The 15,283-nt window shown below is 70.9% G+C and carries 13 protein-coding genes; 12 read left to right on the plus strand and 1 reads right to left on the minus strand.

Going from position 1 to position 15,283, the window contains the following annotated elements; genetic code table 11:
• Positions 1-89 precede the first annotated feature (89 nt).
• The 11 genes from DEFCA_RS0101795 to DEFCA_RS0101845 all read left to right on the plus strand — a co-directional run bounded on the left by DEFCA_RS0101795 (position 90) and on the right by DEFCA_RS0101845 (position 12,865).
• Complete coding sequence (locus DEFCA_RS0101795; protein WP_169709405.1) at positions 90-743, plus strand: hypothetical protein; 654 nt, start codon at positions 90-92, stop codon at positions 741-743.
• A gap of 146 nt (positions 744-889) precedes the next feature.
• Positions 890-1,453 (plus strand): bifunctional pyr operon transcriptional regulator/uracil phosphoribosyltransferase PyrR, encoded by a 564-nt coding sequence (pyrR, locus tag DEFCA_RS0101800; RefSeq protein WP_025321340.1) that lies wholly within the window; start codon positions 890-892, stop codon positions 1,451-1,453.
• A gap of 4 nt (positions 1,454-1,457) precedes the next feature.
• Positions 1,458-2,396 (plus strand): aspartate carbamoyltransferase catalytic subunit, encoded by a 939-nt coding sequence (locus tag DEFCA_RS0101805; RefSeq protein WP_025321341.1) that lies wholly within the window; start codon positions 1,458-1,460, stop codon positions 2,394-2,396.
• The gene (locus DEFCA_RS0101810; RefSeq protein WP_025321342.1) at positions 2,384-3,703 is read left to right on the plus strand and encodes a dihydroorotase; all 1,320 of its coding nucleotides are present in this window, start codon (positions 2,384-2,386) and stop codon (positions 3,701-3,703) included. The genes DEFCA_RS0101805 and DEFCA_RS0101810 overlap by 13 nt, the downstream gene beginning before the upstream one ends.
• Positions 3,700-4,833, plus strand: coding sequence for a glutamine-hydrolyzing carbamoyl-phosphate synthase small subunit (gene carA, locus DEFCA_RS0101815; RefSeq protein WP_025321343.1), 1,134 nt, complete (start codon positions 3,700-3,702; stop codon positions 4,831-4,833). Before DEFCA_RS0101810 ends, carA begins: the two co-directional genes overlap by 4 nt.
• Positions 4,834-4,968: 135 nt before the next feature.
• Positions 4,969-8,229, plus strand: coding sequence for a carbamoyl-phosphate synthase large subunit (gene carB / locus DEFCA_RS0101820; protein ID WP_025321344.1), 3,261 nt, complete (start codon positions 4,969-4,971; stop codon positions 8,227-8,229).
• A 286-nt stretch (positions 8,230-8,515) separates the two neighbouring features.
• The gene (locus DEFCA_RS0101825) at positions 8,516-8,941 is read left to right on the plus strand and encodes a nucleotidyltransferase substrate binding protein (protein ID WP_025321345.1); all 426 of its coding nucleotides are present in this window, start codon (positions 8,516-8,518) and stop codon (positions 8,939-8,941) included.
• Positions 8,934-9,236: a nucleotidyltransferase family protein gene (locus tag DEFCA_RS0101830; protein WP_025321346.1), complete on the plus strand. Its 303-nt coding sequence runs from the start codon at positions 8,934-8,936 to the stop codon at positions 9,234-9,236. The genes DEFCA_RS0101825 and DEFCA_RS0101830 overlap by 8 nt, the downstream gene beginning before the upstream one ends.
• On the plus strand, positions 9,233-11,197 hold the full coding sequence (locus DEFCA_RS0101835) for a tetratricopeptide repeat protein (protein ID WP_025321347.1): 1,965 nt from the start codon (positions 9,233-9,235) through the stop codon (positions 11,195-11,197). The genes DEFCA_RS0101830 and DEFCA_RS0101835 overlap by 4 nt, the downstream gene beginning before the upstream one ends.
• Positions 11,187-11,648, plus strand: a complete 462-nt coding sequence (rimI, locus tag DEFCA_RS0101840) for a ribosomal protein S18-alanine N-acetyltransferase (RefSeq protein WP_025321348.1) — start codon at positions 11,187-11,189, stop codon at positions 11,646-11,648. The genes DEFCA_RS0101835 and rimI overlap by 11 nt, the downstream gene beginning before the upstream one ends.
• 434 nt (positions 11,649-12,082) lie before the next feature.
• A complete protein-coding gene (locus tag DEFCA_RS0101845; protein WP_025321349.1) occupies positions 12,083-12,865 on the plus strand; it encodes a dihydroorotate dehydrogenase electron transfer subunit in 783 nt (260 codons plus the stop codon).
• A gap of 162 nt (positions 12,866-13,027) precedes the next feature.
• Here the strand turns inward: DEFCA_RS0101845 and DEFCA_RS0101850 are convergent, their stop codons facing one another.
• Positions 13,028-13,630 (minus strand): tetratricopeptide repeat protein, encoded by a 603-nt coding sequence (locus DEFCA_RS0101850; RefSeq protein WP_051463176.1) that lies wholly within the window; start codon positions 13,628-13,630, stop codon positions 13,028-13,030.
• Between the two features lie 193 nt (positions 13,631-13,823).
• Between DEFCA_RS0101850 and DEFCA_RS0101855 the strand changes: the two genes are divergently transcribed.
• Positions 13,824-15,098 (plus strand): HD-GYP domain-containing protein, encoded by a 1,275-nt coding sequence (locus tag DEFCA_RS0101855; RefSeq protein WP_025321351.1) that lies wholly within the window; start codon positions 13,824-13,826, stop codon positions 15,096-15,098.
• The last annotated feature ends 185 nt before the right edge of the window (positions 15,099-15,283 follow it).

The raw sequence follows: 15,283 nt of genomic DNA on the forward strand, positions 1-15,283 counted from the left end.
CAGAGTCGTTTGCCCTTGCTCGGGTTGTTACGCATGATGGTGATGCGGGGAGGCCGTTGGGCCTCCCCGGTCTCGTGGTTGGGCGGCGCATGAATCGGTTCGCCTCGCGCTCCGGCCGCTTGTGCCTCCTGGGGGGCGCGCTCGTGGCCGCGGCCGTGTGGGGATCCGCCATTTTTTGGGGCGGCGGGCGGACCGAATCCCCGGTCCGGCCTTTTTCCGGCATCCGCCAAGAGGTGACCGGCGTCCAGTACGTGGAAGAGGATCCGGCGCGGGGCACACGGCTGGTGGTGGAGGCGGCGCGGTCGGTGACCCGGGACGGGCGGGTGGGGAAGCTCTTTCGCACGCCCCTGAAGCCCGAGGTGACCCTTGAAGGGGTGCGGGTGGAGTTGTCGGACCGGCAGGGGCGCACGCTCCGGGCGCGGGCCGCGCGGGGGCGGCTCGATCCCAGGGTCTGGAGAGTGGAGTTGAAAGCCCCTCGCGAGGTGTCACTCGGCCGGACCCCGCTTCGGGCAGGGGTTGTTACGGTGGCGCGGGACGGCCGGGTTGGGTTTCCGCAAGGCCTGGGCCTGGAAACCGGGCCTCTGGCCCGCCGGTTCGAGGGCACGCTGGCCGAGTTGGAAGCGCTCGTGACCCAGGGGCCCCGGAGGGTGGCGGCCCCCCCGGCGAAATCGCGGCCGGAGCGGTTGACCCCCCAGGGACGCCCTGGTAGACTCCGGCGCCAACCGGAGACCGGGGGCCCGTAGGAGCATCGATGTCGGATCCGTTTCACCCCGCAACCCGAGACGAAACCTTCTCCGCCCAGGCGAGAAGGTTTTTTTTTGAGTTCGGGCGAGGCCGGTCCCCCCTCCAGCTTCCTAGCCTTCCAGCCTTCTAGCCAAAGGGTCCTCCCATGGCCGAGACCTACCGCAGGGTGCTCCTGAACGCTGATGCCGTGCGCCGGAGCCTGGCGCGCATGGCTCTGGAGATCCTTGAGCGCAACCGGGGCACCCAGGGCCTGGCCCTGGTGGGGATCGTGCGCCGGGGCGACCGGCTGGCCCGCCGGATCGCCGATCACATCCGCAAGGCCGAGGGGGTCGAGGTGCCGGTGGGCCGGCTCGACATCACCCTGTACCGGGACGACCTGGGCCGCAAGGGGGCCCCGCCGCCCCTGGGGCCCACGGACATCCCGTTCTCCCTGGACGACCGGGTGGTGGTGCTGGTGGACGACGTGCTCTACACCGGCCGCACGGTGCGGGCCGCGTTGGACGCCCTGGTGGACCTGGGCCGGCCCCGGGCCATCCAGCTCGCCGTGCTGGTGGACCGGGGACACCGGGAGTTGCCGATCCAGCCCGACTACGTGGGCCATGCCGAGCCCACCCGGCCGGAGGAGGAGATCGAGGTCCGGGTGGGCGACGACCCGTCCGACGACGCCGTGTTCCTGGTGGAACCGGGCTGGGACGAAGGGGAGGTCTGATCCGGTGGAGTTCCAGCGCAAGGACCTGGTGGCCATCGAGCCCCTGGCGCCCGAGGAGATCGTGCACATCCTCGACACGGCCGAGGGGTTCCTGGAGGTGTCGCGCCGGGAGGTGAAGAAGGTGCCGGCGCTGCGGGGCAAGACCGTGGTGAACGGGTTCTTCGAGCCGTCCACCCGCACGCGGCTCTCGTTCGAGATCGCGGAGAAGCGGCTCTCGGCCGACACCGTGAACTTCTCGGCCTCCACCAGCTCGGTGAAGAAGGGCGAGACCCTGCTGGACACCGTGAGGAACATCGAGGCCATGGTGCCCGACGCGGTGGTGATCCGCCACGGCGCGGCCGGCGCGGCCGAGTTCGTGGCCCGGCGGCTCGGGTGCTCGGTGATCAACGCGGGCGACGGCCGGCACGAGCATCCGACCCAGGCCCTGCTGGACCTGTTTACGATCCGTCGGCGCAAGGGCCGGATCGAGGGGCTCACGGTCACGATCGTGGGCGACATCGCCAACAGCCGGGTGGCCCGGTCCAACATCCACGCCCTCACCAAGCTGGGTGCCCGGGTGCGGGTGTGCGGCCCGCCGACCATGCTGCCGCCCCAGGTGGAGCGGATGGGGGTGGAGGCCTACACCCGGGTGGCCGAGGCCGTGGCCGGAGCCGACGTGGTCATGGCCCTGCGCATCCAGAAGGAGCGCTTGGGCCGAGCCGTGTTCCCGTCGGACCGGGAGTACGCCCGGGTGTTCGGCCTGAACTCGCGGGTGCTCGAGGGGGCGGCGGCCGACGCGATCGTCATGCACCCGGGGCCCATGAACCGGGGGGTGGAGATCACCTCCGAGCTGGCCGACGGCCCCCGGTCGGTGATCCTCGAACAGGTGGAGCACGGGGTGGCGGTGCGCATGGCCGTGCTGTACCTGCTGTTGGGCGGCGGGAGGTCGGAATGGACTTCGTGATCCGCGGCGGCCACGTGATCGACCCGGCCTCGGGCCTGGATGCCCCCCGGGACGTGGCCGTGGCCGAAGGAAAGATCCTGGCGGTGGAGCCCTCGATCGACCCGGGTTCCGCACCCGTGGTGGACGCCTCGGGCCTGTGGGTGCTGCCGGGGCTGATCGACATCCACGTGCACCTCAGGGAGCCGGGCCAGGAGTACAAGGAGGACGTGGCCTCGGGCACCCGCGCCGCCGCGGCCGGCGGGTTCACGGCGGTGGCGGCCATGCCCAACACCCGGCCGGTGAACGACAACGCGGAGGTGACCCGGTACGTCTTGGAGAAGGCCCGCCGGCGGGGCGTGTGCCGGGTGTACCCGGTGGGGGCGATCTCCAAGGGCCTGCGGGGCGAGGACCTGGCCGAGATCGGGGAGCTGGCCGAGGCCGGGTGCGTGGCCGTGACGGACGACGGCCACCCGGTGTCGTCGAGCCTGCTGATGCGCCGGGCCCTGGAGTACGCCTCGGCCTTCGGCGTGGTGGTGGTGAGCCACTGCGAGGACCTGGACCTGGCCCGGGGAGGGGCCATGAACGAGGGCCTGGCCTCGGCCTACCTGGGCCTGCCGGCCGTGCCGGCCGAGGCCGAGGAGATCCAGGTGGCCCGGGATCTGCTGCTGGCGCGCCGCACCGGCGGCCGGCTCCACCTGGCCCACCTGTCCACCCGGGGGTCCATGAAGCTGCTGCGCTACGCCAAGCGCATGGGCCTGCCGGTGACCGGCGAGACCGCGCCCCACTACTTCACCCTGACCGAGGACGCGGTGCGGTCCTTCGACACCCACGCCAAGATGAACCCGCCCCTGAGGGAGATCGCCGACGTGGAGGCCGTGCAGAAGGCCCTGCGCCGGGGCGTGGTGGACGCGGTGGCCACGGATCACGCCCCCCACGCCCCGGACGAGAAGGAGGTGGAGTTCGAGGCCGCGCCCAACGGGGTGATCGGGCTGGAGACCAGCCTGGGGGTCACGCTGCGGCTGGTGCACCACGGCCTGCTGGATCGGGTGCGGGCCGTGGCCGCCCTGACGTGGGGGCCGGCCCGGGCCCTGGGCCTTCCCGGCGGCACCCTTGCCCCGGGCGGGCCGGCCGACATCACCTTGGTGGATCCCGAGGTTCGGTGGACCGTGGACCCGGCGGCGTTCTTCTCGAAGTCGCGCAACTGCCCGTTCGCGGGCATGGACCTGCGGGGCCGGGCCGTGGGCACGATCGTGGGCGGGCGCACCGTGTATTGGAACGGCCGGATCCTGGCCGAGAATCTCGAGACCGCAGAGAGGCTTCCGACATGAAGAAGGCGCTTTTGGCCCTGGCCGACGGCACCGTGTTCCCGGGCTGGTCCTTCGGGGCCGAGGGGACCACCGTGGGCGAGGTGGTGTTCAACACGAGCATGACCGGGTACCAGGAGGTGCTGAGCGACCCCTCCTACAAGGGCCAGATCGTGGCCATGACCTACCCGGAGATCGGCAACTACGGCATCAACGAGGAGGACTACGAGTCCTACCGGATCCACGTGGAGGGGTTCATCGTCAAGGAGGCCTGGGAGGTGCCGTCCAACTGGCGGGCACGGAAGGGCCTGGGCGAGTTCCTGGCCGAGGAGGGGGTGGTGGGCATCCAGGGGGTGGACACTCGGGCCGTGACCAAGCGGCTCCGGGAACGGGGCTCCATGATGGGCGCGATCTCCACCGAGGTTTTGGACGCCGGCGAGCTCGTGGAGCGGGCCCGCTCGGCCCCGCCCATCGAGGGCCGAGACCTGGTGCGCGAGGTGACCTGCTCCGAGCCCTACCGCTGGGACCAGGGGGACTGGACCGTGGAGGAAGGGTACCGCAAACCCCGCGCCCCGGGCCGGTTCCGGGTGGTGGCCTTCGACTTCGGGATCAAGTACAACATCCTTCGGCTCCTGACCGAGGTGGGGTGCGACGTGACCGTGGTGCCCGCCTCGACCTCGGCCGAAGAGGTGCTGGCCCGCAGCCCCGACGGGGTGTTCCTCTCCAACGGCCCCGGCGACCCCCAGGGGGTGCCCTACGCAGTGGAGGCGGTGCGGGGCCTCCTGGGCAAGGTGCCGCTGTTCGGCATCTGCCTGGGCAACCAGATCCTCGGCCTGGCGCTGGGGGGCACCACCCACAAGCTCAAGTTCGGCCACCACGGCGCGAACCAGCCCGTCAAGGACCTGGCCACCGAGAAGGTGGAGATCACCAGCCAGAACCACAACTTCGTGGTCGACATGGAGAGCCTGCGGCGCTCCCCCCACGCGGACGCCATCGAGGTGACCCACGTGAACCTCAACGACCGCACGGTCGAGGGGATCCGCCACCGGGAGTTCCCGGTGTTCAGCGTGCAGTACCACCCCGAGGCGAGCCCCGGCCCCCACGACGCCAAGTACCTGTTCCGCCGGTTCGTGGAGCTGATGGAGAAGGGGTAAGTTCGGTGACGGGTGACGGGTGACGGGTGACGCGCGTCCCCACGCTCCGGCCCCCGGCCCGCGGACCCCCGGCACCGACACGAGACCCTCGTCCCCCAATTCCTGTCTTCTGCATTCTGATTCCTGGATTCTGACATGCCCAAACGCACCGACATCGAGACCATTCTGATCATCGGCGCCGGGCCGATCGTGATCGGCCAGGCCTGCGAGTTCGACTACTCCGGCAGCCAGGCCTGCAAGGCCCTGCGGGAGGAGGGGTACCGGGTGGTGCTCCTCAACTCCAACCCCGCCACCATCATGACCGACCCCGAGATGGCCCACCGCACCTATGTGGAGCCGGTGACGGTCGAGGCGGTGGAGCGGATCCTGGAGGCCGAGCGGCCCCAGGCCCTCCTGCCCACCCTGGGGGGGCAGACGGCGCTCAACGTGGCGGTGGAGTGCGCCAAGATGGGCATCCTCGACCGGTACGGGGTCGAGATGATCGGCGCCAAGCTCCCGGCCATCGAGAAGGCCGAGGATCGGGCCCGGTTCAAGGAGGCCATGGAGCGCATCGGCCTGGACCTGCCCCGGTCCGGATACGCCCACAGCCTGGCCGAGGCCCAGCGCATCGTGGACGAGATCGGGTTCCCCGCGATCCTGCGGCCCTCGTTCACCCTGGGCGGCGCCGGCGGGGGCATCGCCTACAACCGGGAGGAGTTCGAGGAGATGATCAAGTGGGGCCTCGAGCAGAGCCCGGTCAACGAGGTGCTGATCGAGGAGTCGGTGCTGGGCTGGAAGGAGTACGAGCTCGAGGTGATGCGCGACGGCAAGGACAACGTCGTGATCATCTGCTCCATCGAGAACCTGGACCCCATGGGCGTCCACACCGGCGACTCGATCACCGTGGCCCCGGCCCAGACCCTCTCGGACAAGGAGTATCAGGTGATGCGCGACGCGGCCATCGCCGTGATCCGGGAGATCGGGGTGGACACCGGGGGGTCGAACATCCAGTTCGCCGTGGATCCCCGCACGGGCCGGATGGTGGTGATCGAGATGAACCCCCGGGTGAGCCGATCGTCGGCCCTGGCCTCGAAGGCCACCGGGTTCCCCATCGCCAAGATCGCGGCCAAGCTCGCCGTGGGGTACACCCTGGACGAGATCCCCAACGACATCACCCGGGAGACCCCGGCCTCGTTCGAGCCCACCATCGACTACGTGGTCACCAAGATCCCCCGGTTCGACTTCGAGAAGTTTCCCCGGGCCGACGCCACGCTGACCACCCAGATGAAGAGCGTGGGCGAGGTGATGAGCATCGGCCGCACGTTCAAGGAGAGCCTGCAGAAGGCCGTGGCGAGCCTGGAGAAGGACATCCACGGCCTGCGCTCCCCCATCAAGGACGCCGGGTCGCTCACGGACGAGGAGATCCGGGAGCGGATCGCGGACCGGCTGCGGGTGCCCAACTGGGAGCGGCTGTGGTACCTGGCCGAGGCGTACCGCCGGGGCATGGACGCCCACGAGATCCACCGGCTCACCCAGATCGACCCGTGGTTCCTGGAGAACCTCAGGCAGATCGTGGAGTTCGAGGAGGAGCTGGCCACCTTCCGCAAGTCGGCCGGCCGGGGCCGGCTGCCCGACGAGGTGCTCCGCGAGGCCAAGGAGTGGGGGTTCACGGACCGGCGCCTGGGGGATCTGCTGGAGGTGAGCGAGGCGGAGGTGCGCCGCTGGCGGGAAGAGGCGGGCATCCGGGCCGTGTTCAAGCGGGTGGACACCTGCGCGGCCGAGTTCGAGGCCCACACCCCCTACCTGTACTCCACCTACGAGAGCGAGTGCGAGGCCGCGCCCACCGACCGCCGGAAGATCATGATCCTGGGCGGGGGCCCCAACCGGATCGGCCAGGGCATCGAGTTCGACTACTGCTGCGTGCACGGGGTCCTGGCGCTCCGGGAGGACGGGTACGAGACCATCATGGTCAACTGCAACCCGGAGACCGTGTCCACCGACTACGACACGGCCGATCGGCTCTACTTCGAACCCCTCACCCTGGAGCACGTGCTGAACATCGTGCGCACCGAGCGGCCCGAGGGGGTGATCGTGCAGTTCGGGGGCCAGACCCCGCTCAAGCTCGCCCGGGCCCTCGAGGCCGAGGGCGTGCCGATCATCGGCACCAGCCCGGACAAGATCGACCTGGCCGAGGACCGGGAGCGGTTCCAGCGGCTCCTGCACGACCTGGGGCTCAAGCAGCCCGAGAACGGCATCGCCCGCAGCCCCGAGGAGGCCGAGGCCGTGGCGGCGGCCATCGGGTACCCCGTGGTCGTGCGGCCGTCGTACGTGCTGGGCGGCCGGGCCATGGAGATCGTGTACGACGAGAGGAGCCTGCGCCAGTACATGACCGAGGCCGTGGAGGCGAGCCCCGAGCACCCGGTCCTGATCGACAAGTTCCTCAACGACGCGATCGAGATCGACGTGGACGCGGTGGCCGACGGCCGGCGGGTGGTGGTGGCCGGCATCATGGAGCACATCGAGGAGGCCGGCGTGCACTCGGGCGACTCGGCCTGCTCCCTGCCCCCGTACAGCCTGGCCCCCGACCTGGTCGAGGAGATCCGGCGGCAGACCGAGGCCCTGGCCCTGGCCCTGGAGGTCCGGGGGCTCATGAACGTGCAGTTCGCCGTGCAGGACGGAACGATCTACGTGCTCGAGGTGAACCCCCGGGCGAGCCGCACGGTGCCGTTCGTGTCCAAGGCCACGGGCGTGCCCCTGGCGAAGATCGCGGCCCGGGTCATGGCCGGCCGGACCCTGGACGAGCTGGGCGTGACCCAGGTGCCTGTGCCGCGGCACGTGAGCGTGAAGGAGGCGGTGTTCCCCTTCGTCAAGTTCCCGGGGGTGGATACGATCCTCTCGCCCGAGATGAAGAGCACGGGCGAGGTCATGGGCATCGACACGGACTTCGGCATGGCCTTCGCGAAGGCCCAGCTGGCCGCGGGCAACCCCCTGCCCCTGGCCGGGACCGTGTTCGTGTCGGTCAAGGACGACGACAAGCCCGCCGCCGCCCAGGTGGCCCGCCGCCTCGTGGAGGAGGGGTTCCGGCTGATCGCCACCCGGGGCACGGCAGCGTTCCTCCAGGCCGAGGGGCTGCCGGTCGAGGTGGTGAAGAAGGTGCAGGAGGGCCGGCCCCACGTGGTGGACGTGATCGTGAACGGCGAGGCCGACCTGCTGATCAACACGACCCAGGGGGCCAAGGCCATCGCGGACTCGTTTCACATCCGGCGGGCCGCCCTGGAGTACAACGTGCCCTACTTCACCACGGTGGCGGGCGCCCGGGCCGCGGTATCGGCCATCCGAAGCCTGCGGCGCGCCGAGTTCCGCGTGAAGCCGCTGCAGGAGTACTATGGCTGGAAGGCGGGAAGGCTAGAAGGCTAGAAGGCTGGGAGGCATCGTCAGTCAGACCCTGCGGGACCCTACACCGGGGAAGGTAACGTTCGGTGGTGCGGGCACATTGCCGGCGGCGGGGCATGGGTTTCAGAAGCCAGATTTCAGCGGACAGAGGACAGGAAAATCCCGAAAAACAGCCTGGTTTTCTCGGGGACTTCTTCTAGGGTCATCCGACGCCTTCCTCCTGTCCACTGTCCTTCTGAATTCTGACCCCTGACACGGCCGAAGGCCCCCGACCGACGACCAACGACCGAAGTTACATGGGAGTCAACACGTGGCGCTGGATCTGACGAGTCTGCGCAAGGCGGTGAGGGCCCTGGGGGATGTGCTCGACCGGTGCGAAGACGAGGCCGTGACCTCAGGGCTCGATCCCGTTACGAGAAACGCCCTGCGGGCGGGAGCGATCCAGCACTTCGAGTTCACCTTTGAGCTCTGCTGGAAGTTCATGCAGCGGTGGTTGCGGCAGAACGCCGAGAGCGAGGAGGCCGCCCGGCCCCGAACCCGCAAGGACCTCTTTCGCATGGCGGCCAGGTGGGGCCTGATCGACGACCCGATACCGTGGTTCCGGTACGCCGAGGCCCGGAATCTCACATCCCACACCTACAACGAGGACGAGGCGGCCCGGGTGTACGCGGTGGCCCGGTCGTTCCTGGGGGACGCCCGGGCGCTCCTGGCCCGGTTGGAGCAGGCCAATGATTGACCTGCCCGCCGCAGAGATCGAGGAGGTGCGGCGGCTGGTGGCCCGCCACCTGCCCGGACGGGAGGTGCGGGTGTTCGGGTCGCGGGCGGAGGGCTCTGCCCGGAGGTTCTCGGACCTCGATCTCGCGGTGGTGGGGCCTGCTCCCGACGAGGAGCTCGAAGCCCTGCGGGACGCCTTTTCCGAGTCGGATCTCCCGATCCAGGTGGACGTGGTGCGGTGGGAGGACCTCCCCGAGGGGATCCGCGAGGGCATCGGGAACCGGTTCGTGGTGCTCCAGGAGGCCGAGGGGCGGTGACGAGAGGGGATTGGATCGGGCGGTTCCTGGGGCCCCCGGCGTTCGGGGGGGTGGTGGCTTCGCCCGGCCGCAGCAAGCACGGCGACAAGGTCCTCCGGTGTTGTCTCCAGGCCGCCCGCACGCTCGGGAGGGTCGCGCTCATCGCGGGCCTGGTCGTTTGGGCGTGGGGTGGCGCGTTCGCCGGCTCCCGCGAGCACCTGGAGGTGGGGCTCAAGGCCTATCGGGACGGGTTCCACGACCTGGCCGCCAAGGAGCTTCGAGCCTACCTGGAGGCCGAGCCATCGAGCCCCGACCGGGCCGAGATCCTGGATCTCTTGTTCCGGGCGGAGCTGGCCCGGGGGAACCCCGAGGGGGCCCGGGCCGCGCTGGAGGAGCTCGCCCGGCTGGGCCGGCCCGAGGCCGAGTACTGGCTGGGGTGGCTCGCCGTCCGCGAGGGCCGGGACGAGGAGGCCCTGACCCACCTCGCCCGGTATCTGAAGGCGGGTGGGGACCGTGTGGCCGACGCCCGGCTCCTGGCGGCCCGATCCTCGGCCGCACTGGGCCGGTGGAAGGAGGCCCAGGCCCACTACCGGGCGTTCCTGTCCGCAGCCCCCCGGGACGACTCCCGGCGCGCCGCTGCGTGGCTCGGTCTGGTGAAGGCCGCGCGGGAGGCGGGGGACCCGAAGGCGGTGGAGACCTTCGCCCGGGAGGCCCTTGGGGACCCCGCCCTTGCCGGCGCTCGGGAGGCCCTCCGGGGCCTCGCCCGGACCGGCGCGGCCGCGGCGTCTACGCCCGAGGACCGGGCCTTCTTCTGGGGCCGGCTGGCAGCGTCGGCCGAGGACCCGGCCGACCGCGCCGAGGCCCTGTACGAGCAGGGCCGGGCCCTGGCCGAGGCCGGAGAGCCCGAGGCGGCGGCCGGGGCCTTGGAGCGGTTCCTCGCGCTGGAGCCCCGGGGAGATCGGGCGGTCGAGGCCCGGCTGGTGCTCGCGGACGTGGCCCGGGCGCGGGGGGACCTGGGTGCTGCCCTCACGCACCTGGAGGGCGCGATCGCGGCCGGGGCGGCCGGCCGGCGCGCTCTCGATCTACATCGGGCCGCGTTCGCCCTGGCGTCGAAGCTGGGGGACGAGGGCCGGGCCGAGGCCCACGCCCGGGCGCTTCTGGGGGCGGCCGACGCCGTGTCCCGCCAGGAGGCGGACCGGGCCCGGTGGTTCCTGGCCGGCCGGGCGGCGGCCGCGGGCCGGGCCGAGGAAGCGGTGGGGCTGTGGGACGCGATCGATCCGGCCGGCCCCCTGGGGCCGGCGGCCCGGCTCTCTGCGGCCCGGACCCTTCTGGACCGGGGGGATGCCGGGGGAGCCCTGAAGAGGGTCGAACCCCTGCTGGCCACGGCAACGGACCTGGAGCCGTGGCTGTTGGCCGTGGCCGCCGCCGAGGCGGCCGGGGACGAGGGGCGGGCCGGCCGGTTTTCCGCGGAGGTGGCGGCCCGGGTCCCGGCGGACCAGGCACCCGGCTGGCTCGAACGGGCCGTCGCCCACTTCGAGAAGGCCGGGGACCGGGCGCAGGCCCGGGCCCTGCGCGAGCGGCTGGCCACGGAGCACCCAGCCACGGCCGAGGGCGACCGGGCGGCCCTGGCCCTCCAGGTGGAGGCGTTCCGGGCCGAGGACTGGGCCGGGGTGCTGAGGTGGTCGGCCGCGGCCCGCAGGGCCGACCCTTCCGGCGCGGCCGAGCTGCGGGAGGCTGAGGCCCTCGTACGCACAGGGAAGAACGCCCGGGCCGCGGAGGTGTTGGAGGCCGTGGCCGGCCGACCCGGGCCCCACCGGGCCAGGGCCCTGCTGCGGCTCGGCACCCTGGCCGACGAGGCCGGCGACTTCGACCGGGCCCGGCAGCGGTACGAGGCGGCACTTGCCGCCGGGTTGCCGGACCCGGCCGGCCGGTGGGTGCGGAGGCGGTTGGCCGAGCTTCGGGAGGCCGGCCGTGGCCGATGAGGAGCCGGTCCGGATCGTGGAGGTGCCCCCCGCCCGGTGGATGGAGGTGCTCCGGGTGGAGTCGGCGAGCTTTGCCCACCCCTGGGACCCCGGCACGGTGCACGAGGTGCTCCACAGCCGGTTCTGCCGGGCCCTGGGCGCCGAGGCGCCGGACGGCTCCCTGGTGGGGCACGTGCTGTACGCGGTGCAGGGGGGGCTGTGCCACGTGCTCGATCTGGCCGTGCTGCCCGGGTGGCGGCGCCGGGGCATCGGGACCCGGCTGGCCCGGGCGATGCTCGAGCGGCTGAAGGCCGAGGGGGTGGAGTTCTCGTTCCTGGAGGTCCGCGCCTCCAACGCCGGCGCCGAGGCGTTCTACCGGTCCCTTGGGTTCGAGCCGGTGGGCCGGCGCCCCCGATACTATCCGGACACCGGCGAGGACGCGGTGGTGATGGTGCGCCTTCTAGCCTCCTAGGGTATCGTTTCCGAAATCCCGTGGTTTTCCTAGGGAGTGGGGCTGGGGGCCCCTCCTTCGCTGAACGGCCTCGCAGGGGCCGCCTCGGCGCGGTTCGCTGCGGCGCGTGAGAGCACGCGCCGCGGCCGCACCGCTCGCGCCGGGCGGCCCGGGCTGCTCGGCCGTCGCGTTTCGTCGGAGCCCCCAGCCCCACCCACGCAATCCGCATACGTTTTTGCGAAACGGAAGCCCGCATTATTCATGAGCGTTCGTCGCGAAACCGTCGAGTGTGCGTCAGATCGGGGCAAGCGCAGCGCCGAGGGGCGCAGGCGTACTGGACGGTACGTCGAGCCCCGAGGCGCGAGCACGCCCCGAGATGGCGTGCAATCGGCGGTTGCAGCAGAAGGCTTCATGAATAACGCGGGCTAGCCTTCCAGCTTTCCAGGAGGTTCCGGATGGACGACCGGGCGTGGGTGGTGTACCGGGAAGCCCTCGGTGGGGAGTACTACCGGTTGCGGCTTCGGCCGGCCGAGCCGTTCGGGGCCGAGCCCGGGCAGTTCGTGATGCTCCAGGTGGGGGAGGGCATCGACCCCCTGTTGCGACGGCCGTTCAGCATCCATCGGATGGACCCCCTGACCGGAGGGGAGTTCGAGGTGCTGTTCCGGGTCGCGGGCCGGGGCACCTCCCTGCTGGCCCGCCGCCACGTGGGGGACCGGGTGGACGTGCTGGGACCCCTGGGCCGGGGGTTCACGTTGGATGCCGAAGCCCCGGTCCTTGTGGGCGGGGGTGTGGGGGTGGCCCCTCTCCTGTTCCTGGCCGAGGCGTTCCTGGACCGCGGGGTGCGGCCCCGGCTCGTCCTGGGCGCCCGGTCCGACCGGGACCTGCTGTGCCACGGGGACTTCGCGTGCCTCTCGGTACCCTGCGAGCTGGTCACCGAGGATGGGAGCCTCGGCCGAACGGGCCTGGTGACCACCCCGCTGGAGCACGCCTTGCGGGAGGCGGGGGGGGCGGCCCGGGTGTACGCCTGCGGCCCCATGCCCATGCTCCGGGCGGTGGCGGATCTGTGTGCGCGGCACGGGGTGGGCTGCGAGGTCTCCCTGGAGGCCCACATGGCCTGCGGGGTGGGGGCGTGCCTGGGATGCGTGGTGCCCGCGGCCGGGGGGGGGTACCTGAGGGTGTGCAAGGACGGGCCGGTGTTTCGAGGGGAGCAGATCGCTTGGAACGCCGAAGTGGGGTGAGGGCCTCGGCCGAGAAAATGCTTCCGGGACGAATTTTTTTCTAAAGCCGGGAAGGGAAGCGGCCGATCTTGGAACCCAGGGCCGGTGGCTAGCGCCCAGCCTCCTCTCTTCCTCCTCCTTTCGGAAACCGGGCCGTCCCCTTTGGGACGGCCCGGTTTCTTATTACGGCAGTTGCTTGCGGATCGCCTCGATCTCGGCCCGGATCTTCCCTGCCATCTCGGCCGGGGGCTTGCGCTCGAGGTAGCGCTGCCACGCCTTCATGGCGCCCTCGAGGTCGTTGAGGTCGTACCGGAGCACCACCCCCAGGTTCAGCAGGCTGTTCAGGTGGGACGGGTCCAGATCGGCGGCCCGGCGAAACTCCTCCACCGCCTTCTGGAAGTCGCCGATCCGTCGGTACATGATGCCCCGATCGGTGATCACGTCGGGGTCGTTGGGGTCGAGTTCCAGGGCCTTGGTGTAGGCGTCGATCGCCTCCATGTACTGGTCGGTGTCGAAGTAGAGGTTCCCCAGCCGCACCCAGGCGGTGCGGTTGGTGGGGTCGTTCTTCAGGATGTTCTTGAGCTCCCGGATCTCCACGGTCAGGCTCCCCAAGGTGGACGAGGGGGGGGCCACGGCGGGGGCGGGCTGGGTCACCGGAGCGGGTCTAGGCCCTGGGGTGTGAGCCACGAAGTACCCCGACACGATGCCCACCACGAAACCCACCACCAGGCATCCAACGGCCCAGATGACGGCCTGATCCAGGTTCACCTTCTTGGGCTGCGACATCCGTACTCCTCCCTGAACGTGTTGCCGGGTCCAACGCCCGGCAGGGGCCGAGCGGGCCGCGAGCCGGGTTCCCGCGCGGGAAAGGGCTTGATACCCGCCCTTCCGGCAGGGTGTCAAGTCGCGCCTCAAGGCTCGGCGGGCCGTGCCGATCCGTAAGGGAGGTTTGGGACGAGCGGCGTTCGAGGGGTCGACGATGATCAAGAAGATCGCGGTGGAAGACCTGGAAGTGGGCATGTTCATCGAGGACTTCAACGTCCCCTGGATGGACCACCCCTTCATGAGCAACAAGAAGAAGATCCGCAGCGCCAAGGAGATCGACCTCATCCGGGAGCACGGGATCCAGGAGGTGTACATCAACACGGCCAAGGGGAAGGACAGCTCCCGGGCCGTGTCGGTGGAGGAGGCGGACGCAGAGGTCCGGCAGCGGATGGAGCAGGAGGTGGCCGCCAAGGGGGCGGAGGGCCCCCCGGTCCAGCTCTCCAAGGAACAGGCGGCCTTCGAGGAGGAGGTCCGGCGGGCCAAGGTGGTGTACGCCGAGGCCAAGGCGCTGGTGAAGGACCTGCTCCACGACGCCCGCATGGGCAGGAGCATCGACGGCGAGCGGGCCGCCCAGACCGTGGACAAGATGGTGGACTCGATCTTCCGCAACCCCGACGCCATCACCAGCCTGTCACGGCTCAAGAGCTTCGACGACTACACGTTTCAGCACTCGGTGAACGTGAGCGTGCTGGCCCTGGCCCTGGGCCGGCACCTGGGGATCGTGAAGGAGGAGCTGCGGCGCCTGGGGGTCGGGGCGATCCTGCACGACGTGGGCAAGATGCGGGTGCCCGAGCAGATCCTGAACAAACCGGGCCGGCTGACCGACGAGGAGTTCGCCGTGATGAAGACCCACACGCTCCACGGCGCCAAGATCCTGATGGACACCCGCAACGTGCCCAACGAGAGCGCGGCCGTGGCCCTGAACCACCACGAGCGGTTCAACGGCCGGGGCTACCCCCGAGGAGTGGAGGGCATGGCCATCGGCAAGTTCGGCCTGATCGCGGCCATCGTGGACGTGTACGACGCCATCACCTCGGACCGCGTCTACCACAAGGGCATGCCGAGCCACCAGGCCCTGCAGAAGATCTACGAGTGGTCCAAAACCGACTTCTACCCGGTGTTCGTGCAGAAGTTCATCCAGTGCGTGGGCATCTACCCGATCGGATCGGTGGTGCGTCTGGACACGGGGGAGGTGGGGGTGGTGTGCCGCCAGAACCACGCCGAGCTGATCCGGCCCTGGGTTCGGCTGGTGCGAAAGGCGTCGGGGGAGCCGTTCACCCCGCCTGTGGACGCGGACCTCACCCAGCCGGATCCCGAAGGGGAGAAGCCGTTCGCCCGGACCATCGCCACGACCCTGGAGGCCGCTCAGGCCGGGATCGACGTGGAAGCGGTGCTGGGGGTGGGGGGCGAGGACCGGGCCGCGGCTTGACCCCCGCTGAGGGGCGACCGGATTCATACCGCAAACCGAGAGTCCTCGGGGCGCGGGGCAAGGGATCTGCCTCCGGCCGGGCGCGAAGCCGGGCATTGAGATCCGCCGCGCAGGCACGGGACGGGGGAGTTGGTTTCATTCCAACTCCGGAGAATGCGAGCCATCTCGTGGCTCGAACGCCGGCG

The sequence above is a fragment of the Deferrisoma camini S3R1 genome (assembly GCF_000526155.1).
GTDB lineage: Bacteria > Desulfobacterota > Deferrisomatia > Deferrisomatales > Deferrisomataceae > Deferrisoma > Deferrisoma camini.

Bases quoted from the DNA above. Each gene is read 5' to 3' on its own strand.
- DEFCA_RS0101845 (WP_025321349.1), top strand. From the start codon at position 12,083: ATGGACGACCGGGCGTGGGTGGTGTACCGGGAAGCCCTCGGTGGGGAG.
- carA (WP_025321343.1), top strand. From the start codon at position 3,700: ATGAAGAAGGCGCTTTTGGCCCTGGCCGACGGCACCGTGTTCCCGGGC.
- pyrR (WP_025321340.1), top strand. From the start codon at position 890: ATGGCCGAGACCTACCGCAGGGTGCTCCTGAACGCTGATGCCGTGCGC.
- DEFCA_RS0101855 (WP_025321351.1), top strand. From the start codon at position 13,824: ATGATCAAGAAGATCGCGGTGGAAGACCTGGAAGTGGGCATGTTCATC.
- DEFCA_RS0101810 (WP_025321342.1), top strand. From the start codon at position 2,384: ATGGACTTCGTGATCCGCGGCGGCCACGTGATCGACCCGGCCTCGGGC.
- DEFCA_RS0101830 (WP_025321346.1), top strand. From the start codon at position 8,934: ATGATTGACCTGCCCGCCGCAGAGATCGAGGAGGTGCGGCGGCTGGTG.
- carB (WP_025321344.1), top strand. From the start codon at position 4,969: ATGCCCAAACGCACCGACATCGAGACCATTCTGATCATCGGCGCCGGG.
- DEFCA_RS0101850 (WP_051463176.1), bottom strand. From the start codon at position 13,630: ATGTCGCAGCCCAAGAAGGTGAACCTGGATCAGGCCGTCATCTGGGCC.
- DEFCA_RS0101795 (WP_169709405.1), top strand. From the start codon at position 90: ATGAATCGGTTCGCCTCGCGCTCCGGCCGCTTGTGCCTCCTGGGGGGC.